General features: G+C 36.4%; 28 protein-coding genes and 1 tRNA gene. All 29 read left to right on the plus strand.

The annotated features are described in order from the left end of the window. The first annotated feature begins 65 nt into the window (after positions 1-65). The 29 genes from LGAS_RS02920 (at position 66) to LGAS_RS03055 (ending at position 20,674) form a co-directional block, all read left to right on the plus strand. The gene (locus tag LGAS_RS02920) at positions 66-320 is read left to right on the plus strand and encodes a hypothetical protein (protein WP_238374678.1); all 255 of its coding nucleotides are present in this window, start codon (positions 66-68) and stop codon (positions 318-320) included. A gap of 12 nt (positions 321-332) precedes the next feature. Beyond that, positions 333-794: a RusA family crossover junction endodeoxyribonuclease gene (locus LGAS_RS02925; protein WP_011678819.1), complete on the plus strand. Its 462-nt coding sequence runs from the start codon at positions 333-335 to the stop codon at positions 792-794. Further along, positions 795-1,016, plus strand: a complete 222-nt coding sequence (locus tag LGAS_RS02930) for a hypothetical protein (RefSeq protein ID WP_011678820.1) — start codon at positions 795-797, stop codon at positions 1,014-1,016. 69 nt (positions 1,017-1,085) lie between these two features. Next, positions 1,086-1,217 (plus strand): hypothetical protein, encoded by a 132-nt coding sequence (locus LGAS_RS09745; protein WP_255308706.1) that lies wholly within the window; start codon positions 1,086-1,088, stop codon positions 1,215-1,217. Beyond that, on the plus strand, positions 1,207-1,497 hold the full coding sequence (locus tag LGAS_RS02935) for a hypothetical protein (RefSeq protein WP_011678822.1): 291 nt from the start codon (positions 1,207-1,209) through the stop codon (positions 1,495-1,497). Before LGAS_RS09745 ends, LGAS_RS02935 begins: the two co-directional genes overlap by 11 nt. A gap of 2 nt (positions 1,498-1,499) precedes the next feature. Continuing rightward, entirely contained in the window at positions 1,500-1,718 is a 219-nt protein-coding gene (locus tag LGAS_RS02940; RefSeq protein WP_011678823.1) for a hypothetical protein, read from the plus strand. Then, positions 1,702-1,872 (plus strand): hypothetical protein, encoded by a 171-nt coding sequence (locus LGAS_RS09550; protein ID WP_011678824.1) that lies wholly within the window; start codon positions 1,702-1,704, stop codon positions 1,870-1,872. The genes LGAS_RS02940 and LGAS_RS09550 overlap by 17 nt, the downstream gene beginning before the upstream one ends. A 29-nt stretch (positions 1,873-1,901) precedes the next feature. Then, positions 1,902-2,432, plus strand: coding sequence for a hypothetical protein (locus LGAS_RS02945; RefSeq protein WP_011678825.1), 531 nt, complete (start codon positions 1,902-1,904; stop codon positions 2,430-2,432). 729 nt (positions 2,433-3,161) lie between these two features. Beyond that, a tRNA-Gln gene (locus tag LGAS_RS02950) sits at positions 3,162-3,234 on the plus strand. Positions 3,235-3,289: 55 nt separating this feature from the next. Further along, positions 3,290-3,574, plus strand: coding sequence for a ParB N-terminal domain-containing protein (locus LGAS_RS02955; RefSeq protein WP_011678826.1), 285 nt, complete (start codon positions 3,290-3,292; stop codon positions 3,572-3,574). Positions 3,575-4,014: 440 nt separating this feature from the next. Next, entirely contained in the window at positions 4,015-4,632 is a 618-nt protein-coding gene (locus LGAS_RS02960) for a DUF4145 domain-containing protein (protein ID WP_003648039.1), read from the plus strand. 182 nt (positions 4,633-4,814) lie between these two features. Beyond that, positions 4,815-5,471 (plus strand): hypothetical protein, encoded by a 657-nt coding sequence (locus LGAS_RS02970; protein WP_003648517.1) that lies wholly within the window; start codon positions 4,815-4,817, stop codon positions 5,469-5,471. Positions 5,472-5,531: 60 nt separating this feature from the next. Next, on the plus strand, positions 5,532-6,053 hold the full coding sequence (locus LGAS_RS02975; protein WP_011678827.1) for a terminase small subunit: 522 nt from the start codon (positions 5,532-5,534) through the stop codon (positions 6,051-6,053). An 88-nt stretch (positions 6,054-6,141) separates the two neighbouring features. Further along, positions 6,142-6,873 carry an NUMOD4 domain-containing protein gene (locus tag LGAS_RS02980; protein ID WP_011678828.1) on the plus strand — a complete coding sequence of 244 codons (732 nt, stop codon included), beginning with the start codon at positions 6,142-6,144 and terminating at the stop codon, positions 6,871-6,873. Positions 6,874-6,875: 2 nt separating this feature from the next. Next, the gene (locus LGAS_RS02985; protein ID WP_025012257.1) at positions 6,876-8,099 is read left to right on the plus strand and encodes a PBSX family phage terminase large subunit; all 1,224 of its coding nucleotides are present in this window, start codon (positions 6,876-6,878) and stop codon (positions 8,097-8,099) included. Continuing rightward, entirely contained in the window at positions 8,090-9,502 is a 1,413-nt protein-coding gene (locus LGAS_RS02990) for a phage portal protein (protein ID WP_011678830.1), read from the plus strand. Before LGAS_RS02985 ends, LGAS_RS02990 begins: the two co-directional genes overlap by 10 nt. Further along, positions 9,492-11,024, plus strand: coding sequence for a minor capsid protein (locus tag LGAS_RS02995; protein WP_011678831.1), 1,533 nt, complete (start codon positions 9,492-9,494; stop codon positions 11,022-11,024). Before LGAS_RS02990 ends, LGAS_RS02995 begins: the two co-directional genes overlap by 11 nt. Beyond that, positions 11,008-11,205, plus strand: a complete 198-nt coding sequence (locus tag LGAS_RS03000) for a hypothetical protein (RefSeq protein ID WP_025012256.1) — start codon at positions 11,008-11,010, stop codon at positions 11,203-11,205. Before LGAS_RS02995 ends, LGAS_RS03000 begins: the two co-directional genes overlap by 17 nt. A 117-nt stretch (positions 11,206-11,322) precedes the next feature. Then, on the plus strand, positions 11,323-11,883 hold the full coding sequence (locus LGAS_RS03005; protein ID WP_011678833.1) for a phage scaffolding protein: 561 nt from the start codon (positions 11,323-11,325) through the stop codon (positions 11,881-11,883). After that, positions 11,883-12,965: a hypothetical protein gene (locus LGAS_RS03010; protein WP_011678834.1), complete on the plus strand. Its 1,083-nt coding sequence runs from the start codon at positions 11,883-11,885 to the stop codon at positions 12,963-12,965. The genes LGAS_RS03005 and LGAS_RS03010 overlap by 1 nt, the downstream gene beginning before the upstream one ends. Positions 12,966-12,973: 8 nt before the next feature. After that, the gene (locus LGAS_RS03015; protein ID WP_011678835.1) at positions 12,974-13,363 is read left to right on the plus strand and encodes a head-tail connector protein; all 390 of its coding nucleotides are present in this window, start codon (positions 12,974-12,976) and stop codon (positions 13,361-13,363) included. Then, the gene (locus LGAS_RS03020; protein ID WP_011678836.1) at positions 13,360-13,722 is read left to right on the plus strand and encodes a hypothetical protein; all 363 of its coding nucleotides are present in this window, start codon (positions 13,360-13,362) and stop codon (positions 13,720-13,722) included. Before LGAS_RS03015 ends, LGAS_RS03020 begins: the two co-directional genes overlap by 4 nt. Then, on the plus strand, positions 13,719-14,153 hold the full coding sequence (locus LGAS_RS03025) for an HK97 gp10 family phage protein (RefSeq protein WP_011678837.1): 435 nt from the start codon (positions 13,719-13,721) through the stop codon (positions 14,151-14,153). Before LGAS_RS03020 ends, LGAS_RS03025 begins: the two co-directional genes overlap by 4 nt. Next, positions 14,150-14,557 (plus strand): phage tail terminator family protein, encoded by a 408-nt coding sequence (locus tag LGAS_RS03030; protein ID WP_011678838.1) that lies wholly within the window; start codon positions 14,150-14,152, stop codon positions 14,555-14,557. Before LGAS_RS03025 ends, LGAS_RS03030 begins: the two co-directional genes overlap by 4 nt. Next, on the plus strand, positions 14,541-14,759 hold the full coding sequence (locus tag LGAS_RS03035; protein ID WP_025012255.1) for a hypothetical protein: 219 nt from the start codon (positions 14,541-14,543) through the stop codon (positions 14,757-14,759). Before LGAS_RS03030 ends, LGAS_RS03035 begins: the two co-directional genes overlap by 17 nt. Next, complete coding sequence (locus LGAS_RS03040) at positions 14,759-16,114, plus strand: phage tail sheath family protein (protein ID WP_011678840.1); 1,356 nt, start codon at positions 14,759-14,761, stop codon at positions 16,112-16,114. The genes LGAS_RS03035 and LGAS_RS03040 overlap by 1 nt, the downstream gene beginning before the upstream one ends. A gap of 11 nt (positions 16,115-16,125) precedes the next feature. After that, positions 16,126-16,596 carry a phage tail tube protein gene (locus tag LGAS_RS03045; protein WP_011678841.1) on the plus strand — a complete coding sequence of 157 codons (471 nt, stop codon included), beginning with the start codon at positions 16,126-16,128 and terminating at the stop codon, positions 16,594-16,596. Positions 16,597-16,607: 11 nt separating this feature from the next. Continuing rightward, the gene (locus tag LGAS_RS03050; protein ID WP_011678842.1) at positions 16,608-17,027 is read left to right on the plus strand and encodes a phage tail assembly chaperone; all 420 of its coding nucleotides are present in this window, start codon (positions 16,608-16,610) and stop codon (positions 17,025-17,027) included. Positions 17,028-17,263: 236 nt separating this feature from the next. Next, entirely contained in the window at positions 17,264-20,674 is a 3,411-nt protein-coding gene (locus tag LGAS_RS03055) for a tape measure protein (protein WP_011678843.1), read from the plus strand. Position 20,675 lies beyond the last annotated feature (1 nt).

Genomic DNA, 20,675 nt, shown 5'->3' on the forward strand with positions numbered 1-20,675 from the left:
GTTTTTGCAGCAGCATTCTTAATTCTGCTAGCTATAGTAATTTTGGTAGTAGGAGCGATGTAAATATGATTTTTAAATTGGAAGAAGATTTACCTTTTGATATACAGGGAAATTTAAATGAATACTGGTTAAATATCTTGGAAAGGAATAATTTCAAAGTAATTGAAATTAATAAAAAAACACGTGAACTTGAGTACCGAATAGAACTTATGAGTCTTGATGATCTACGGAAATTACAGAAAAAAATCGGATTAAACTTGACAATTTCGTTTGAAGACGATGAAGGCACAAACGAAGTTGATGGGATTATTACAATTTAGGAAATTAAGTATATGAGAGTTAACTTTACGATTGAAGGACCGCCGATTGGTAAGGCAAGACCGAGAGTTACTAGGACGGTAACTTACACGCCAGCTAAGACTGCACGATATGAGGATTTAGTCAGGTATACAGCGATTAATAGTTTCAAAGGAATATTTGATAAAGATGAACCTTTAGACGTTAAGATCATGGCATATTTTGAAGTACCGAAGAGTTTAAGCAAGAAACGTAAGGCTTTATGTTTAGCTAACCAAGAACTGCCAACTAAGAAGCCTGATGCTGATAACGTGGGCAAAATCATCATGGACGGCATGAACCCAAAGATGAGGCGTGATAAACGACTTCACAAAATGGTTGAAGTTATGAGAGGTGTTTATCATGACGACAAGCAAGTAACAACCTTGTTAGTCAAAAAGAGGTATGCCGAGCGTGCAAGAGTTGACGTGAGGATTAAGAGAGATATGGGTGATTAGATGCAAAAAATTGATTTGAGTCTGGTAAGTAAATTTGTAGATGCAAGCATCGCTAACGATAAGAGATTGGCTTTGAAGTTAGCAAAAAAGATTGCTGAACAGCATAACTGTTCTTTGAGTTTTGAACTTGACACTTTAGACTGGAGCGCAAATTGGTTGAAAAGTGATGAAAGAGTGACTACTCAATCTATGGTTCGGGAGCTGAGAAAGTATGAAGCATAGTGCAGAATTAATCAGTATAGCAGGGATGCTAATTTGCTTAGGTGCTGTCGGATTTGTGGTGTTTTGTCTATGAGCAATAATTTGAAGTATCAAAAAGGCAAGTGGTATCACGTACAAGAAGACGGTTCACTTAAGCCAGTAGATTATGACAAAGAAGTTGAAGAGTATTACAAGAAATGGAGAGATAACTATGGCAATTGAGTTAAAGATTGGGGCTAGAGGAACGAGAGAAGATTTTGAAGACACATATACTAGAAGTTTCTTAGAAGATAACGGTCTGTTTAAATTTGATCCAAGAAAGTTTACAGTTAACTGTGTGTGGGGAGTTCATACTAAATACGGCTATATGTGTTCTTTCAGTTATGATGACATTTTGACATACATGGGCGATGGTGTCTGGGACTTAAGAGTAGCTGAAGAAACAAAAATAACTGATGAAGAGTTGAAGAGAGCATTATCAGAACCTGACAAGGAGTTCTAGCAATGCAACTATACGGGCATGAAGTAAATCCTTATACGTATAAGGATTTTAAGACAGAACAACTTAAGAATTTTAGATCAATGCTTAAATCAAACATCAAGAATTTTGAAAATATTATAGAGCCAACAATCGAAGAAATGATTGACGAAGATAAAGCTGAGGAGCTGCTGCCTTTGATTGAGCATGAAATTAAAGTGAGGTCGAATGATGGACGAAACTAGGAACGATTTAGAAGTAGGCAATGAAACAGCAGTCATGATGTACTTGAACATCTTAAAGTATGCTAAGCATCATTGTCCCGAAGATGAAGATCCTTATGAGATCACGGATCGAATATTTACTGATATGTTCGCAGCGAATAAAGCAAGTAATTAAACAACTAGAAGACGAGAGGGAGTGTAAGTGTGTATCAGATTGACTTAGGATTACAGCCAAATTTAAGGGCTACAGCTAAAAGGGTGGATAAGTTCCTGACTATTAATTTTCAGAGCTATCTTAATTTAGCTGGCTTACATCGTAATCAGCTTACAAGCCCTCAATTATCTTTTGCACCTGGATCGACAAACAAAAATGGCGTTGAAAAGAACTTTATTGACGAAGCACAAGACGATATTGATATTGCTGATCCTGCTAGGAAGGTCTGTGCAGCGATTTATCGGACGATGGATAATTGCACTGATACATCATTAAAGCCTTACAGACGTATCTTAATTGGAACTTACATTGACCAGTTACGTATCGTTGATGTAGCAGCTACAGTTAATTTGTCGACTAGGTCAATTGATACTAAGAAGATTAATGCTCAGTGTGAGTTCGCTGATAGATGGCTTTACTGGAAAAAATACTTTGGTGTTAATGATTTACCCGACTTAAGAGTTTTCAGTCAAAAGGTCAAAACAGTATGGCCGGATAAAATTAAGATCCGGAAAAATTAGTCGTGCGTAAAGCTTGCGTAAACCTTGCGCGCTGCTTGCGTTCATTTCATGATAAATTGTTATTGTCGAAAGATTAGACGTGGTGGTTACGATCTTTCGACTTCACCTTGATACGTGCGGTACGTTTGAAAGAATATCTCCTTTCGAAATTAATACAAGATCTTAATTTGTTCGGTAAGTAACAGATTAAAAGTAACCGTTCTTGGTAGACGTTAGCAGTCGTTCAATTCGACTGGCGGTTATAGCCTGACTAAACTCAGGCGATAAACATTCCTCTAAATGACTTTTATTTTTAGTTTTTAGCTTACAATTCTTTTATTTTTTACTTTTTCTTATTTATTTGACTCAGGCACTCAGGTTCGAATCCTGATTGCTTGATAGCCTAGGCGGTAGTCCATTATTGGCTATTGTATATAATAGTTGCCTAGGTAAATGACGCCTATGCCATGACCCTCAACGGTTTCGAGGAGAGCGTGGGAAGAGCTGGGGCGTTGTTGGCTGGCCCGCAGCAGCAACTGCCGTGGGTAGAGTGGCACAATTTGGAATTTAGAAAGAAAAGAGGAATTTTCTTTCACAACTATGTAGCGGGGTTCAATTCCTCGCCTGCCCATTGCCTGTCGGAAAGCAGGCGTAAAAATAATATTATTTAGATCACGAATATATTTTGTTTGTCTGATTTTAATTTACAGAATTGCATCTGGTTTAGCTCTGTACCTAACAGAGCATTCTAGGACTATAGCCAAATTGGTAAGGCATCAGGTTTTGATCCTGTGTATTGTTGGTTCGAGCCCAGCTAGTCCTATAGATTAGCTCGTTTTTTGTTTTATAGTGTTTATTTCAAGGAATAGGAGTTAAGTATGAAAGTTGAGACAGTTTCAATTAATAAGATTAAACCTTATGAGAACAACCCTAGAAATAATGATGATGCAGTTGACGCTGTAGCTAATTCTATTAAGGAATTTGGCTGGCAACAGCCCATAGTTGTCGATAATGGGGGGGTAATCATAGCTGGTCATACACGGTACAAGGCTGCTAAGAAATTGGGCTATAAAGAAGTTCCAATTGTGGTTGCAGATAGCTTCGATTACTGGCAAAGGTTTAATAACTGTGAACCTATTGTTGATCTTCATAAATATAAGTAAGGGTACTTTGAAGGTATAATTATGGTACTTCAATAGTCTTTAGGTATGGTTAAATATATATTGTGAGTTAATGAAAATTAATTCACCGCATTAATAGAATTCCTCTCTATATTTATGTATTTAACATTTAGGCTATTGCTCTGTGTTAGCTGCGCATACATGCATTCTTTAAGAATGTCCTTTAAGAGCATAATTATGATTAGCTTTAGTTTTGAAATGCTTAGTTTTAAGCCACTAAGGCTAATCTTTATAGCAACTTAGTTCAATGGGAGAACAAAGCGTGTACAGTTAAACAATGTGCTTGAGAAGGTGGTTCGATTCCATCAGTTGCTGTAGTCCTTTTTAGGACTAAATAATTCCATTCGTTTCAAAAAGTCAAGTCTTTTAATTAGGCTTGACTTTTTTATAATTATTTTTGAAACGAATGGAGGCTAAATAAAATGAATGTTTTTACAAATAATATTATTGATGGTTATATAAGATGGAATAAAAACAATATGATTAGCAAAAATTTTACATGCGGTTACTGTGGAGCGTATGTTTCTAGTGATAAAGGAATGCCTCTTGTAGATCAAGGTAGAGTAAATCCGACAGAAAGTATTGGTGTGTATATATGTACTAATTGTTATATGCCTACTTTTATTTATGATGATATTCAAGTACCAGGAAATAGATATGGGGTAGCAGTTAGTGGAGTTCCTAAAGATGTAAACGATGTTTATGAAGAAGCTAGAAGTTGTTACGGTGCAAATGCTTTTACTGGAGTAGTTCTATTGTGCAGAAAGTTATTAATGCATGTTGCTGTAGATTTAGGGGCTAAAGATAATCTTAAATTTGTTGAATATGTAAATTATTTAAATGAGAATCATTTTGTAAGTGTTAAAAGTCATGATTGGGTTGATCAAATTCGAAAATACGGCAACGAAGCAACTCATGAAATACAAGTTAATACTAAAGAAGATGCACAAAAGATTATAAAGTTTTGCGAAATGATATTAAAAATGAATTATGAATATCCTTCGGAGATAAATGATTCGAATGATGGGAAAAATAATTAATTTTATAATGACTAGTCGAAAGGCCAGCTCTTTTTTTATGAAGGCTTTTATGAAATTTTTAGCAGTAGTTCTAAAATATTTACCATTGTTGGACTTAGTTAGCTTAAATTTATATTCATCTCAAAGAATAAATCCTATTATTTCGAAATTGATTTTTTTATAATTGTTATTGAGGTGATTTTATGACTGCTTTAAATGCTGAAATTAGTCCTAATAGTATTATTTTATCTATGGATACTTTAGCATCGAGAAAAAACAACAACGGAAAAACTATTCCATCTTACTTTACTCAAAAATTTGAATATTATCCTTTTACTCAAAGCATATTGTGTGGAACTGGAGATTTTTCAATTATTAGACTAGCTTTTGATAGATCTAGATCAATTTTATCGAAAGAAGTTAAAACATTTAGTCTAATAATTCGAGATGTTTTAAAAAATAATATTGAAAAAGTAAATACAGACACAACAATTTATATCTTCGGCTTTGATGAAGATATGAATACACATGCTTATGCTCTTAGGAGCACTAATAAATTTGGTATTCAGGAGATCGCAAGTTATTCAAATCCTAATTGGATATTAAAGCCTCAGTGTGAAGAAGCGATAGATTATTTGCTTAATAGCGATTCAAATAATAAAATTCATATATTCAAAGAACTAATGAAAATCGAAAAAAATATTGACGACAAAAAAACTAAAGAAAGGGTTGGGATTGGTGGTCAAAATATTTTAATTAATTTAGTAGCTAAAGATGGAGAGATATTATCTAGCATTAATATAATTGATGAATTTGAAGATTACGATAAACAATATAAGTTTTGTCTGGAAAATTTATGATTTTTAAGTCAGCATAAGCTGACTTTTATTTTGTCTAAATTAAGGTGGTGGTGAGATGTTTTGGAACGGAAGTTAACAACTAAACAAAAAATATTTTGTGATGAGTATATAAAGTCTGGGAATGCTAAAGAGGCAGCCATTAAAGCGGGATATTCTCCAAAAACTGCTAAATCAATTGGTCAGGAAAACCTGACTAAACCTGACCTGAAAGCTTATATTGACGCTAAAATGGCTGAAATTGAGTCACATAAGATCGCTGATGCTAAAGAAGTGTTGGAATTTTATACTAAAGTACTCCGAGATGAAGTTGTTGAAGAAGTTCCAATGTCTACTGCTGATGATGTGGTTGTAATCAAAAAGAAGCCTTCTTTCAAGGACAAAATTACAGCTTCAAAAGAAATTATGAAGCGCTATCCATTAGTCGATCCTATTGAGAAACAAAAACTTCAAAAACTTATTGCAGATACTCGTATATCGGAAGCAAAGGCTACAGTTGCTGAACGATTAGGCAATGAAAGTGATGACAAGCTTGATGAACTTATGGATAAGTTGATAAAAGCAAGTGAAAAGTCCCAAGAATGAAGATGGTATAATTATTATGAAAATAAAAAAAGCCCTAGCGGTGCTGGTGACACCCTAGAGCTAGGTAATCATAGAAAGGTATGATCACATGAATAATAATATAGAAATTTGGAAAGACGTTCAAGGCTATGAGGGGCTTTATCAGGTGTCAAATCTTGGAAGAGTAAAAAGTTTGTATAAAAATACTAAGATTCTTATGCCTAGATTAAATAACCGTGGGTATCAGTATGTAATGTTTTTTAAAGACAAAAAATATAAGCATTTTTTAGTTCATAGATTAGTAGCACAAGCTTTTATCCCTAATCCTAATAAGTTACCTCAAGTAAATCATATTGATGAAAATAAAGAAAACAATTGTATTAGCAATTTAGAATGGTGTACAAACATTTATAACAATCTATATCGTGGCAAAGTTAAAAGAGCTGGAATAAAGAACGGTATATGTGTTGCTCAATATAATTTAAAAGGCAAATTAGTTAAAGTGTGGAATTCTGCGCATGAAGCTTCTAAAGAAGGCTACAATGCTAGCCACATAAGAGAGTGTTGCTTAGGACAAGCACAAACTCATAATAATTATATGTGGCGATCAGTCAGTAACAATCATGTAATTAAAAAGATTGAGCCATATCAAAAAACAAGTTTTACTAATCGTTCAGATTTAAGTGAAAACATTGGTCAATATGATATTGATGGCAATTTGATAAAGGTTTGGCCATCAATAAGAGAAGCTTCAAGAAAAGGATTCGATCGTAGCAGTATTTCATATCATATAAAAAATAAAAAACCATATAAAGGTTATATTTGGAATTTAATGAAATAATAATGTCATTAAACGATTTATTTACAAAAAAACAACAAAAGGTACTTCAATCTTATTTGAATGATGATTGGAAGTATCTTTTTTTAATTGGTGCGGTTCGTTCGGGTAAAACATATATTTCAAATTGGATGTTTTTACTTGAGTTAAAACGAGTTGCAAAGTTAGCAAAGACAAATAATGTTAAAAGACCGATTTATATATTAGCTGGGTATTCTAGCAATTCAATTAATACAAATATTATTGCGTCAATTGAGAACGAGTTTGGTATAAATATACCAGTTGATAGACATGGTCATTATCATTTGTTTGATGTAGAAATTGTTCCGGCTTATACAGGTTCAATACGTGGTATTGGTTCTATTCGTGGAGCTACTGCGTATGGTGCTTTGATTGATGAAGGAACGCTTGCAGATCAGGGCGTTTTTCAAGAAATAATTAATCGTTGTTCTATTGAAGGTGCAAGAATTGTGGTTACTTCAAACCCTGATGCACCAACAAATTTTATTAAGACTGAATATATTGATAATCATGACCCAAAAGCGAGAATCAAAGTGTTTAATTTTACAATCTTTGATAATACTTTTTTATCTAAAGATTACGTGGATGCTTTAGTGGCTGCTACACCTTCTGGAATGTACACAGATCGAACGATCTATGGTAAGTGGGTTAGTGCCGAGGGGCAAATATTTAGTGATTTCAATATTGAAACTATGACTATTACAACTGATCAACTACCAGAAATGGTTAAATACTATGCCTCGATTGACTGGGGTTTTGGTAAAGGTCATAAAGGAGTTATTCAACTTTTTGGTGATGATGAAAATGGAACAAGTTATTTGATCAAAGAATGGGCACATGAGCATAGATTCATTGATTATTGGATAGATGTTGCCAAAGAAATTAAACAAAAATATGGGAATATCGTCTTTTGGGCTGATTCAGCTCGTGTTGATTATGTGAATCAAATGCAAGCTAATGGTATCAATTGTATTAATGCCAATAAAAATGTATTGAGTGGTTTGGAATTTGTAGATAGTTATTTCAAACAAGGAAAGTTAATCATTAATAAAGATGAAGCTGATAATTTATTAAACACTATTTTCAATTATGTTTGGGACGATAAGAAAGAAGCTCCTCTAAAAGAAGATGATGATAGTGAGGACTGCTTAAGATATGGAATTTATTCAGAACATTATGAAGGAGGGGGGTTCGTGCCTTGGAATTAGATGCTTTAAAAAAGTTAATTCAAAATACTTCAACAAGTAGAAATGATCTAATTAATAATTACAAACAAGCAGTGAATTATTATGAAAATAAGACTGATATCACTACCAGAAACAACGGTAAAGCTAAGCTTAATAAGGAAGGTAAAAAAGATCCTTTAAGAAGTGCTGATAATCGCATTCCATCAAACTTTTATCAGTTGTTAGTAGACCAAGAAGCAGGTTACGTTGCTTCTGTTTTTCCTGACATTGACGTTGGAAAAGATGCCGATAATAAGAAAATTATTGATGTCTTAGGCGATGATCGTGCGTTGACGCTTAACGGCTTATTAGTAGACAGTTCGAATGCTGGTCGAGCTTGGTTGCACTACTGGATTGATGAAGATAACAATTTCAGATATGGCATTATTCAACCTGACCAGATCACACCAATTTATGCGACAACGCTAGATAATAAGCTGCTGGGTATTCTGAGAAGCTATAAACAGTTAGATCCTGATAGTGGTAAGTACTTTACAGTTCACGAATACTGGACGGATAAAGAAGCACAATTCTTCAGGACAAGCGCAACCGATAGCACAGTGATTGAGCCTTACAATATCATTACTTCTTACGATCTAAGCGCTGGCTATGAAACAGGACAGTCAAACACCTTAAAACACAACTTTGGACGAGTTCCTTTTATTGAATTTCCTAAAAATAAATATCGCTTGCCTGAACTTAACAAGTATAAGGGGTTAATTGATGCTTACGATGACATCTACAATGGATTTATTAATGACTTAGACGATGTCCAAACTGTAATTCTCGTCTTAACCAACTATGGTGGTGCTAGCTTAGAGCAGTTCATGAACGATCTAAGAGAATATAAGTCTATTAAGATCAATAACGCAGGTAATGGCGATAAGAGTGGCGTTGATAAGCTCCAAATTGATATCCCTGTTGAAGCCCGTGACGATGCACTTAAGATAACCCGTGATAACATTTTCTTGTTTGGTCAAGGAATTGATCCAGCTAACTTTGAGAGTTCAAATGCTTCTGGTGTAGCAATCAAAATGCTATATTCTCACTTAGAATTAAAGGCTGCTAAAACACAAACTTACTTTGAACATGCTATTAATGAGTTGGTTCGTGCAATTATGCGTTACCTTAACTTTTCAGATGCGGACAAGCGCCATATATCGCAACATTGGACGAGAACTAAGGTAGAAGATAGCTTAACTAAGGCTCAAATTGTTTCTACAGTAGCCAATTACAGTTCAAAAGAAGCAGTTGCTAAAGCTAATCCTATTGTTGATGATTGGCAGCAAGAACTGAAAGACTTAGCCAAGGATAGAGAAGAAAATGATCCATATTCTAAACAAGCTGACGAGTTAAACGGTAAAGGCGTAGACGATGAAGAGTAGTGACTACTGGCGTCAACGTGCTATTGCTGAAAAGAAAAAGCAACTTGAAGCGTCAGCAGATTATGAAGCGGCTATGCAAGTTAGACTAAGACGGTTAGAGCATGAATTCGAAAAAGAAGCATTAGTTTACTTACAGCGATATGCTAATGAGAATAATGTCGGCTTAAAACAAGCTGCTAGCGTCTTAGGAAGTATTAACACAACTAAATGGTCGATGACCTTAGAAGAGTTTGAACGTAAAGCTAAGGCTGGTGGTTATGATAAAGAGCTAAACGCCGAATATTACAAGAGCCGTATTTACAGACTTCAACAGTTGCATGACCAGATGGTTGAGTTTTCTAAAAAGTATGGCATGGCTGAACAACTAAAAATGCAAAAAGGTTTAGCCAAACAGTATCAGAATAGCTATTACTTACATGCTTATGATAAGTACCGAGCTACTGGTCAACTGGATATCAAGCTAAATCATTTCAACGAACAGCAATTAGAAAATATTGTTTACAGCCCTTGGAAAGGTAGCGATTTTAGCAAGCGAATTTGGAAAGAATACACTGAAATTCTTCCTGATGAGTTAACTGACACAATGCTAAGAGCAACTTTATTTGGATATTCTCCAAGCAAGGTTGTTTCAATGATGAGAGATCGTTTTAAGAAGGTTTCTGATCGAGATTTGCATAGGCTGGTTACTACTGAAATGGGACACGCTGCCGAAGAAGCAACAGCACAGTTCTATAAAGATAGCGATATTGAGCAATACCAATACTTAGCCACATTAGAAAGCCACACTTGTGACCAATGCACCCACTTAGATGAGCGCATTTTTAATGTCAAAGATAAAAAAGAGGGTATTAACTATCCTTTAATTCACCCATATTGCAGATGCACGACTGTTCCTTACGATAAAGACTTGCCAGACGTTGAAACTCGTTGGAGTAGAGATCCGAAAACAGGTAAAGGACGCTATGTATATCGAAATGCTTTAGATTATAGTGAGTGGAAAAAGCTTTCCAATGTTAAGATACTCAACTTATCACTACCTACACCAAAATTGACATGGGACGAAGAAGCTGCAATTCATAAATATAATTCTTTTGAGTCTTACGGTTTAAATGCGGACTTAAGAGCAGGCAATACATTGTCACCAGCCGAAGAAAAGTTAAAACATGATTTAGATACTGCTCTGGATAAAATTCCATACTATTCAGAAGACGAACCACTTAGTCGCTCTTTATATTTTGAAAGCAGGGATGATATAATGGTCGATTATGTTAATAAAGCTTTGACTCAAGGATACATTCAAGAGCCAAGTTATACGTCTTCAAGTGCTGGTATGGTATATAATCCAGAAGATGATTTACGAGTTGTAATTTTAAAAAGTCATAGTGGACATGATATTAGAAAATTTAATGATGTTGAAGGTGAAGTATTATTTAAGCGAAATACAAGATTTGATGTATTGAGATTAAATATCATAGATGGTAAACCATATATTGAGGTGGTTGAACATGAAGAAAATGACTAAATATAATCTCAGCAATGAAGAATTTTTAAATTACATCAAATCAATTCCTAAATCCCAATTTAACAATAAATCTCATATTGAGTATTTTAAAAAAGTTTATGAAGCAAAAAAGAAATCAGGCAGTGATTACTCTAAAGAAGAAAAATATTTAAAGGAAAATGGAGTAAAGTTAGATGATTAAACAAGTCGTTGATATAATCAACGGCTTTTATTTTGACCTGAGTAAGTCGTTAAACTGCTCTTTTTGTATGCCCTTATGAGAGGCGAACTCGTATAAAACGTGTGAAAGGATAGAACAATGAAAAGAAAACAATTAGAAGAGCTTGGATTACAAGAAGAGCAGATTAAAAAGATCATGGATTTAAACGGCGAGGATATTCAAAACGCTAAGGATAAAGCAAGTGCTAGCAATGCTGAAATTTTAGAAGAGAATAAAGCCCTTAAGTCCCAGATGAGTGAAAGAGATAAGGATTTAAAGAAGTTGCGTGCTCAAGTTAAGGATAATGAAGACTTAACTAAGCAATTTAATGATCTAAAGAGCAAGTATGACAAGGATACAGCTGACCTTACTCAAAAACTTGCTACCAATCGTTTGAACAGCGCAATTGACCAATCATTAAGCAAAGCTAATGTTCGCAATAACAAGGCTATTAGAGGTCTTTTGAACATGGACGAAATTAAGCTTGATGATGATGGCAATTTGACAGGTTTAGACGATCAAATTAAATCTTTACAGAAATCTGATGGTTATTTATTTGATGAAGGTAGTAAGCAAGATTACCAACCAAATAATGGAAAACCTGCTAACGCTGATCCGGTCCAGGCAATGGTTGATATATTTAAAGGAGAACATAAATAATGGCAATTAATTACGCTGATAAATATCAAAAAGCAGTTATTGATGGTTTTTATCCAGACGTTTTATATTCAAGCGCTTTATGGCAATCACCATCTAACAATACAATTAACTTCTTAGATGCAAAACATATTAAAGTTCCACGGTTATCAATTTTATCTGGACGTCAAGACCGTGAAAGACGTACTATTACGCAACCAGCAGCCAATTACTCATTGGATTATGATGTTTATGAATTAACTAATGAACGTTACTGGAGTACATTAGTCGACCCATCAGATATTGATGAAAGTAATCAATTATTATCAATTGCTAATATCACTAGACAATACAACTTAGATAGTAAAATGCCTGAAAAGGATAGAGAAATGTTTTCTAAGTTGTTTAGTCAACGTCAGGCAGTTAATACTTCCGAAGGATTAGATCAAAATGCTGGTATCCACTCAGAAAGCTTAGACGCAAAAAACGTTTTAAAAGCTTACGATCAAATGATGCGTAACTTTGACCGTGCAAGAATTCCAGCCCAAGGACGTATCTTATACGTTGACACTGGTACTTATTACATGCTTAAGGACGCAGAAGCAATTAATAGAACAATTATCGTAAGTGATGCACAAAATATTAATCGTTCTGTACGTTCACTTGATGAAGTTACTATTGTTCCTGTGCCAGAAGATTTGTTCCAAACTAAGTTTGATTTCACTAACGGCTCTAAGACCGTTGATGATGCTAAGCAAATTAAGATGATGCTTATCTTCAATGGTGTTCAAATTTCTCCTGAAAAGTATGATTTCGTTGGATTAGATGCTCCAGCTGCTGCAAATTCCGGAAACTGGCTATACTACGAACAAAGTTATGATGATGTTCTTTTACTTAAGCCTAAATTTAAGGGGATTGAGTTCTTCGTGGCTGAAAAGGACGCAGATGGTGACTCTAATCCTGCTGGACGTAAGAAAACAACTGAAGAAGATGCTAAACCTAACGAAAACAACACTGTAGATGAAATCAAGGCCTACTTAGATAAGAATCACATTGATTACACTGGTAAGACCAAGAAAGACGAATTATTAACTTTAGTGAAGTAGGTGGTTAGATGGATAAATACCCACGATTTGAAGAGGTCAAAAAACATTTAGCTGATTTTCTGCCTAATACTGATAATGCACCTAACTATGACAGCGTATTGGAATTTACACTAGAAAAAGTTATTTCTGATGTTTCAATTTACACAAATATTCCAATTTTAGAGCTACCAGAAGAGCTTGAACCAACTATCTTAGGTTTAGCAGTACAAACTATTGACACTCATCAATGGCTAGTACCCAAAGATCAGCAAGTTGGTAATGTTCAGTCATTATCAGAGGGTGATACATCAGTTTCTTTTAGATCTCCAAGCGATATTTATTCAGCATTGCAAGCTACTAACACAATCACTGATAACTATGTGATGCTTTTAAATAATTTTAGAAGGTTAGCCCAATGAGTTACTTTAATGGCTTAAAAAATGCACTTCCTAAGCTATGGAATGATCGAGTTAAGATTGTGGGTACTCTTCCAACTAAACATGGCTACATTACTAATAATGAAGATGTGACTATTGTTGAAGATGAGCCAGCTAAGGTGGTTTTAAAAGGACAATCAGCTAGTGAACAGTCTTTCTTTGGTACTGACGAATATGATGCGAAATTGATTATTCGAAATGGCATTAAAATCCCTGCTGGTGCAGATATTTATGTGACTGATGTAAATGGTCAAGTGACTAAATATAAGCGTGCCAGCAAGGGCTATAGTGGCTATTTCAGCCATCAGGAAGTAGCAATGGTTAGGAGTGAGAAAGCATGAGTTTAGGACATGTTGACGATGCTCAATTTCAGCAATTCGCTAGTAGAGTAAGGCAGAAGATTGATAGTGGCTATGTAAAACAGGAGCTTGGAAAGAGTTCTAGACGTATAGGCACTCAATCACTACGAATTTTGGAAACAAACACTCCTGTAAAGCAAGGCAACCTTCGCAGATCATGGACGGCAGAAGGACCGACCTATGGTTGCGGTGGTTGGACGATCAAATTAATTAACAATGCTGAATATGCTTCTTACGTTGAAAGTGGTCACAGGCAGACACCTGGAAGATATGTACCATTACTGAAAAAGCGCCTGGTTAGAGATTGGGTGCCTGGTCAGTTTTACATGAAGAAATCTATTCCACAAATTCAAAGACAGTTGCCACAGTTGGTAACAGAGGGTCTGTGGGGGTTAAAGGACTTGTTTGAATGACAATAGTTGAAAGAATAGCTAAGCGAATATCAGAGATATTTCCTGATGTGACAATTTATTCAGAAAAACAGAAAAGCGGTTTTCAAGTGCCGTCATTTTATATCAGTAAGATAATGACAGTCACTAAGAGTCGCTTTTTTGATATTCAAGATAGAAGCTTGTCTTACTCAATAACATATTTTGCTAATCCAGATCGTCCTAATGCTGATATGGAAGAAGTAGAGCAAAAATTACTGAATAATTTTACAAGATTAGATGATTATGCAACTGTTAGAAACCGAGAAGCGACTATCAACCAAGATGATGAAACTTTAGTAATGAGTTTTGATTTGAGGTTAGAGATGTATCCGGTTCAAGACGGTGGAAAGCTAGAAAGGATTGAGTTTAATGGAGGAATCCAATAAAACGGAAACCGAGACTCCGATGGGCGAAATTAAAGCGCCTATTCAAGTTGAAGACGTTAAATTCACAAAACAAGCTTTGATTTCAAGTCCTAAGTTCTCAGTTATTGAACGGGATATTTTGAAATTAGCTTTAGATGATGACAAAGAATACACAATTGCCGAAGTTAAAAAGGCGATTGACAAATTTAAGGAGGGATTTTAATGGCAGGAGGAACTTGGAAAGCTCAAGATAAGCGCAGACCAGGCGCTTATATCAATGTCGTAGGTAATGGTCAAAGAGAAGCAGCTTCTTCTCTAGGTAGAGTGTTGTTAATTCGTGATAAAGGCTTAGGCTGGGGCAAGAATGGTGTCATTGAAGTAGAAGCTAACAGTGATTTCACTAAGAAATTAGGTACTACTTTAGATGATCCATCTCTTACAGCTTTAAAGGAAACACTAAAAGGTGCTTCTAAAGTGCTTGTTCTTAACCCCAATGAGGGTACAGCAGCGACTTTGACTAAAGAAGGACTGCCTTGGACTGTTACTGCAAATTATCCAGGTGAAAAGGGTAATCAAATTACAGTGAGTGTTGAAGTTAGTCCAGCTGATCAGAATGCGGCTACTGTATCAACTATCTTTGGTACTAAGTTGGTTGATGAACAATCAATCAAGTTCAATGAATTAGATAAGTTCAAGGGCAATGATTACATCACTGCAAAAGTAGTCGAAGAGGGTAGTTCAAAGCCTGTAGCATTTACTAATGTTTCAGGCGCTTTGACTGGCGGTACTACTACTGAGTCTAATAAAGTTGAAAGCTTATTGAATGACGCTTTAGAAAATGAAGAGTACGCAGTTGTTACTACTGCTGGCTTTGAACCATCAAGCAACATGAACAAGTTGGTTGTGGAAGCAGTTAAGCGTCTCCGTGAAAATGAAGGTCGCAAGGTTAGAGGTGTAATTCCTACTGATGCAGATACTACTTATAACTATGAGGGTATTTCAACCGTTGTGAATGGTTACACTTTAAGCGATGGTACTAATGTAGATGTTAAAGATGCAACTGGTTACTTCGCTGGTATTTCCGCTTCTGCTGATGTAGCAACTTCTTTAACTTATTTTGAAGTTGAAGATGCTGTTTCAGCATATCCAAAACTTGATAATGAAAAGACAATTAAGGCTCTTGATGCTGGGCAAATTGTGTTCACTACACGTCCTGGCCAAAGAGTAGTAATTGAACAAGATATCAATTCATTACACAAGTTTACAGCTGAAAAGCCACAATCATTCTCTAAAAATAGAGTAATGAGAACTTTAGACGAGATTGCTACTGACACTGAAAATACTTTTGAAAGAACTTATTTAGGCAAAGCCGGTAACAATGCAGCTGGTCGTGATCTCTTTAAGGCAGACAGAATCGCTTACTTAATGGGTTTACAAAATAGAAATATCATTCAAAGCTTCAAGAACACTGATGTCACAATAGAAGCAGGGAATGATACTGACTCTATCGTTGTTAACTTGGCAGTTACTCCAGTTGATGCAATGGAAAAACTTTACATGACAATGGTAGTTAGATAGGAGGAACGTAAATGGCAGCAATTGATGAGTTTTTAAATGGTCGAGATACTATTTCAACCAAAGATGCTACTTTATCAATCAAAATTAATGGCAACATTATTAAGATGATTGAATGTGATAAGTTCACAGCTAAGCTTGAAAAGAACAAGGAAGACGTCCAAACCTTAGGTTCTCACTGGAAGAGAAAGAAAACTACTTCTGTTGAAGGTACGGGAACTTTAGGTGGTTACTTGGTTAACTCAAACTGGATTAAGTACGGCATTCCTTATACTCAAGATGGTGGGGATTTGTATTTTGATGCAACTTTGACTATCCATGATCCAACTTCAAGAGCTGGTAAGCAAGTGGTGCAATTAACAGATGTCAACTTGGACGATATTCCAATTGCCGATTTTGAAGCTGATGACGGCGTAATGGAATGGGAAAGTGATTTTACTTTTGAAGGCGTCAACTTAGTCCAAGCATTTAATGGAATTAATTAAGGAGAAAATAAATGGCTGAAAGTGTTGAAGATTTTTTGTTTGAAAATGTTGGTAGTCCAGTAGAAGAAAAAGAAGTTAAGCTTGAAAGATTTAAGTCTCCTTTTAAGATTAAGTCTTTAACTGCTGATGAAGTGTCACATATTCGAAAGCAAGCAACTAAGAGAGTTCTCAACCGTAAGACACATAGATACGAACAAGAAACTGATGAAAATCAGTTCCAAGGTTTAGTTGTAGCAGAAGCTGTTGTTTCTCCTAACTTAAACAATGAAAAGTTGCAAACTTCATGGGGCTGTATTGCTAAGCCGGAAGAAGTTTTAAAGAAAATGCTTAAAGTTGGTGAATACACTGAGCTATCACAGGCAATTATGGACTTATCAGGTCTTAACGATGATGACAGTTCAGAAGACTTGGTTGAAGAAGCAAAAAACTAATAAATGAGTCTGTTGGCGACTTTAACATTTATCACTATGTTCTTAATGAATATCACTGGACGCCTAAACAATGGGCGGAGATGTCAAGGCGTGAGCAGGCTTTAGTCGTCGCTTCGATTGAAGTACGACAAAAATACGAAAAAGAAGAAGAGAGAAAAGCAAAAAGAAAGGCTAGGTCTAAGCATATTTAAGGCTTAGCCTCTTTTTTTGCATTCAGCAAAGAAAGGAGGTAGTAAATGAGTACAATTAGCACCACTGTTAAGATTAATGACGCTTTTAGTAACCCATTAGATCGCCTGTCTAGTGGTTTGCAAAAAGCGCAAAGTGGTATGAGCAAATTGAAAGAAGCTATTTCTGGCGGTTCTAGTGGCGGTAGTATGTTCAAGTCAATGGTTGGCGGTACTGTTGTTGGCGGAGCAATCAACAAAGGTATGGAACTTGCTAGTACTGGAATTCGTTCCATGTATGGCGAATTAGATGAAGCAAGTAAAGCATGGCAGACTTTCGATGGGAACATGCACCAATTGGGCAAAAGTCCGGCTGAAATTGCTACTGCTAAAAAGTCAATGCAACAGTTCGCCCAGCAAACTATTTACGGTGCTTCTGATATGGCAAGTACTTACTCACAATTGGCTGCTGTTGGCACGAAAAACGTGGATCAATTAGTTAGAGGTTTTGGTGGTTTAGCTGCTGCTTCTTCTAATCCGCAACAAGCTATGAAGACTTTGTCAGAGCAGGCAACTCAAATGGCTGCCAAGCCAATGGTGCAATGGCAAGACTTTAAACTTATGCTAGAACAAACGCCAGCAGGTATTTCTGCCGTTGCTAAGACAATGGGTGTAAGTACCCAACAATTAATTAAGAACGTTCAAGATGGAAAGGTTAAAACTGAGGACTTCTTGAACGCAATAGCTAAAACAGGAACAAACGCCAACTTTACCAAGATGGCTACTCAATTTAAAACAGTTGGGCAAGCTATTGACGGTTTAAAAGAAACAATGGCTAACAAATTGCAAGGTGCATTTGATAGAGTGGGTAAAGTTGGCATTAAATTTGTTTCTGATTTAACGGATCAGCTATCAAATGTTAATTTTGATGGTTTCGTTGACGGATTATTTAAAGCTGTTGCTGATATGGAACCAATTTTTGACGATTTAAAGACTGGTTTTGATGATTTTAAAAAAGGCTTTGCTGATTCTGGCGCTTTTAATTCTCTAAAAGATACATTTGATAGTATTACTGACTCTGTCGGTAAGTTAGTCAATACGATGGACCAAACTAACGGAGGAGACAGCTTATTTAAGCAACTAGGAAAGCTAGCTGGTGGAGCATTGGGTGGTGCTGCTAAATCTATTTCTGGAATTGCAGAAGCGCTTGGTGAACTAGATCCAGGCACACTTCAGATGTTAGCCCAAGCTTTTATCATCTTAAAAGGTGGGCTAAAAGGCTTAGTGTTTGAAGCTGTTATTTGGGGGCTAAAAGAACTGAATAAACTAGATCCTGGCACAATTAATAATATTGCGCAAGCTCTTACCGCATTAGCAATAGCTTTTACAATGTTGAAGGCTATGGGAAAAATTGCTGGCTATATGAAAGAAGTTTCTAAGTTCTTTAAAGGCTTCAAGAATGCTAAGAAGATCAAAGCTCCTGAAATTGATTCGCCAAAAATGACTAAGCCGGGTAAGATTTTAAGTAATGCTGGAGCATATATGAAACTAGGTGCAGCATTTGCCCTAGTTGGTGCTGGGGCTTTAGCGCTCGGTGCAGGATTTAAATTGTTAGCTGATGCAGCTACTCAGATATCTAGTGCAGGTGGCGGTGCTATAGCAACATTCTTTGGGATGATTGCCGCTATCGCTGCCTTAGTGGTCTTAGTAAGATTTTTAGGACCAGATTTGATTGGTGGAGCGGTTGGCTTTGCTATCTTTGCTGCCGCACTGCTATTAATCGGCGCTGCCGTTTTAGTAGCAAGTGCGGGTATCGCACTTTTAGCTACTCAACTACCTACTATTTCAGAATATGGAACTAGCGCAGCAGTTGGCTTGCTTGCTTTAGCTGGAGCAATTGCTGTATTTGGTTTAGCTGCAATAGTTGGAGCTGTTGGAGTACTTCTTTTAGGCGTTGCTTTAGCAGTTCTTGCTGTAGGTTTAGTTGCAGCAGGTGTTGGAGCATTAATTTTTGCTGTAGGTTTAGCCTTAGTTGGAATTACTGCTCTAATTGCAGCTGTTGGTGTCTTACTTTTAGGAGTAGCAATTGCTCTAGTTGCTGTAATGGTAATTATTGCAGCTGTTGGAATGCTTCTACTCGGTGTGACACTTGTCTTAGTTGCTGCAATGGGAATTGTTGCGGCGGTTGGCTTACTATTAATGGGCGTTGCTTTAATGCTGATTGTGGTTAGTGCAATGGTTGCTGCTGTTGGTTTAATTCTCTTATCAGTTGCGTTACTACTAATTGGTCCAATGTCCTTAATAGCGGCTGTCGGACTACTTCTTTTAGGTGTTGCATTAACTCTAGTCATGGCTATGGGATTAGTAGCTGCTGTAGGTATCTTGCTCCTCGGAGTTGGACTAGTCTTAGTAGCTGCAATGGCTATGGTTGCTGCTGTTGGATTAATGATGATGTCTGTAGCTTTAATGATGATTATGGTTACAGCTATGGTATCAGCAGTAGGTTTGATGTTACTGGCAGTTGCTTTAATGATGGTTGGTCCTATGGCAATGATTGCTGCAGTAGGTCTGATGCTCTTGGCAGCCGCTGCAATTATGCTTGGCGCTGGCTTAATGGTAGTAGCTGCCGCCGCAATGGCTGTAGCCGCTGCTCTAGTTGCAGTTGGTGCTTCTGTCATGGTTATGGCGTCACTATTTGTTGCCGCTGGATCAATGATGGTTTCAGCAATTACTAGCGCAATGAGTGGAGTAGTAAGTGCTGTTAGAAGTGGTATTTCCAGCGCTGTAAATGCTGCTAGAAGTTTTGGAAGTGCCTTAGTTTCTGTGGGTAGACAGTTAATTCAAGGTTTAGTCAATGGTATTAAGTCAATGATTGGCGCTGCCGTTAGTGCAGTGCAAGGAGTAGCAAGTAAAGTTGTAAGTGCCGCTAAGAGCGTGCTTCATATTGGGTCTCCTTCAAGATTGTTTAGACAGTATGGTCGCTGGGTCGATCAAGGTTTAATCATAGGATTAAACAGAGATGCTGGTGCAGCTGCTGATGCTTCTGCAAGTATGGCGCAAGGTGTTGTAGATGCTGCTAGTGGTATGTCGCCAACCTTAGACCCTATTGGATTAAGTGGCATAAATCCAGGAGATTTACTTGCAGCTGGATTTGATAGAGCACTGGACGCAATCAGCAATGTTGCTGGTGCAATTACTGGGCTTGATGGTTCAAGAGCTAATATTGGCATTTTCGGACAAGGTGCTGTTTCTTCAGCAGTGGGTAGCGATACAGTAACATCTGGTTCAATCGCTCCAAATTCAGTATTGACTAATAACAACAGTAGTAGCCAAACAGACAATAGTACTCAAGTTCAAATTGATAAAGGTGCTATTGTCATCAATGCTTCTGGCAATCCAGATGCAGACGTAGACAAGATTTTAGATAAGATCGATCAAAAGATTATTGATAGACGTAATAAAGCTCTAGGAGGTGGTTAAT

Source organism: Lactobacillus gasseri ATCC 33323 = JCM 1131 (assembly GCF_000014425.1).
Lineage (GTDB): Bacteria > Bacillota > Bacilli > Lactobacillales > Lactobacillaceae > Lactobacillus > Lactobacillus gasseri.

Excerpts from the sequence above, each read along its gene's own strand:
- LGAS_RS03005 (WP_011678833.1), top strand. The coding sequence starts at position 11,323 with ATGAAAAGAAAACAATTAGAAGAGCTTGGATTACAAGAAGAGCAGATT.
- LGAS_RS03035 (WP_025012255.1), top strand. The coding sequence starts at position 14,541 with ATGGAGGAATCCAATAAAACGGAAACCGAGACTCCGATGGGCGAAATT.
- LGAS_RS09550 (WP_011678824.1), top strand. The coding sequence starts at position 1,702 with ATGATGGACGAAACTAGGAACGATTTAGAAGTAGGCAATGAAACAGCA.
- LGAS_RS02935 (WP_011678822.1), top strand. The coding sequence starts at position 1,207 with ATGGCAATTGAGTTAAAGATTGGGGCTAGAGGAACGAGAGAAGATTTT.
- LGAS_RS03030 (WP_011678838.1), top strand. The coding sequence starts at position 14,150 with ATGACAATAGTTGAAAGAATAGCTAAGCGAATATCAGAGATATTTCCT.
- LGAS_RS02930 (WP_011678820.1), top strand. The coding sequence starts at position 795 with ATGCAAAAAATTGATTTGAGTCTGGTAAGTAAATTTGTAGATGCAAGC.
- LGAS_RS02970 (WP_003648517.1), top strand. The coding sequence starts at position 4,815 with ATGACTGCTTTAAATGCTGAAATTAGTCCTAATAGTATTATTTTATCT.
- LGAS_RS03000 (WP_025012256.1), top strand. The coding sequence starts at position 11,008 with ATGAAGAAAATGACTAAATATAATCTCAGCAATGAAGAATTTTTAAAT.
- LGAS_RS03055 (WP_011678843.1), top strand. The coding sequence starts at position 17,264 with ATGAGTACAATTAGCACCACTGTTAAGATTAATGACGCTTTTAGTAAC.
- LGAS_RS02955 (WP_011678826.1), top strand. The coding sequence starts at position 3,290 with ATGAAAGTTGAGACAGTTTCAATTAATAAGATTAAACCTTATGAGAAC.
- LGAS_RS02920 (WP_238374678.1), top strand. The coding sequence starts at position 66 with ATGATTTTTAAATTGGAAGAAGATTTACCTTTTGATATACAGGGAAAT.
- LGAS_RS02980 (WP_011678828.1), top strand. The coding sequence starts at position 6,142 with ATGAATAATAATATAGAAATTTGGAAAGACGTTCAAGGCTATGAGGGG.
- LGAS_RS02985 (WP_025012257.1), top strand. The coding sequence starts at position 6,876 with ATGTCATTAAACGATTTATTTACAAAAAAACAACAAAAGGTACTTCAA.
- LGAS_RS02960 (WP_003648039.1), top strand. The coding sequence starts at position 4,015 with ATGAATGTTTTTACAAATAATATTATTGATGGTTATATAAGATGGAAT.
- LGAS_RS02925 (WP_011678819.1), top strand. The coding sequence starts at position 333 with ATGAGAGTTAACTTTACGATTGAAGGACCGCCGATTGGTAAGGCAAGA.
- LGAS_RS03010 (WP_011678834.1), top strand. The coding sequence starts at position 11,883 with ATGGCAATTAATTACGCTGATAAATATCAAAAAGCAGTTATTGATGGT.
- LGAS_RS02995 (WP_011678831.1), top strand. The coding sequence starts at position 9,492 with ATGAAGAGTAGTGACTACTGGCGTCAACGTGCTATTGCTGAAAAGAAA.
- LGAS_RS03045 (WP_011678841.1), top strand. The coding sequence starts at position 16,126 with ATGGCAGCAATTGATGAGTTTTTAAATGGTCGAGATACTATTTCAACC.
- LGAS_RS03040 (WP_011678840.1), top strand. The coding sequence starts at position 14,759 with ATGGCAGGAGGAACTTGGAAAGCTCAAGATAAGCGCAGACCAGGCGCT.
- LGAS_RS02940 (WP_011678823.1), top strand. The coding sequence starts at position 1,500 with ATGCAACTATACGGGCATGAAGTAAATCCTTATACGTATAAGGATTTT.
- LGAS_RS03015 (WP_011678835.1), top strand. The coding sequence starts at position 12,974 with ATGGATAAATACCCACGATTTGAAGAGGTCAAAAAACATTTAGCTGAT.
- LGAS_RS03050 (WP_011678842.1), top strand. The coding sequence starts at position 16,608 with ATGGCTGAAAGTGTTGAAGATTTTTTGTTTGAAAATGTTGGTAGTCCA.
- LGAS_RS03025 (WP_011678837.1), top strand. The coding sequence starts at position 13,719 with ATGAGTTTAGGACATGTTGACGATGCTCAATTTCAGCAATTCGCTAGT.
- LGAS_RS09745 (WP_255308706.1), top strand. The coding sequence starts at position 1,086 with ATGAGCAATAATTTGAAGTATCAAAAAGGCAAGTGGTATCACGTACAA.
- LGAS_RS03020 (WP_011678836.1), top strand. The coding sequence starts at position 13,360 with ATGAGTTACTTTAATGGCTTAAAAAATGCACTTCCTAAGCTATGGAAT.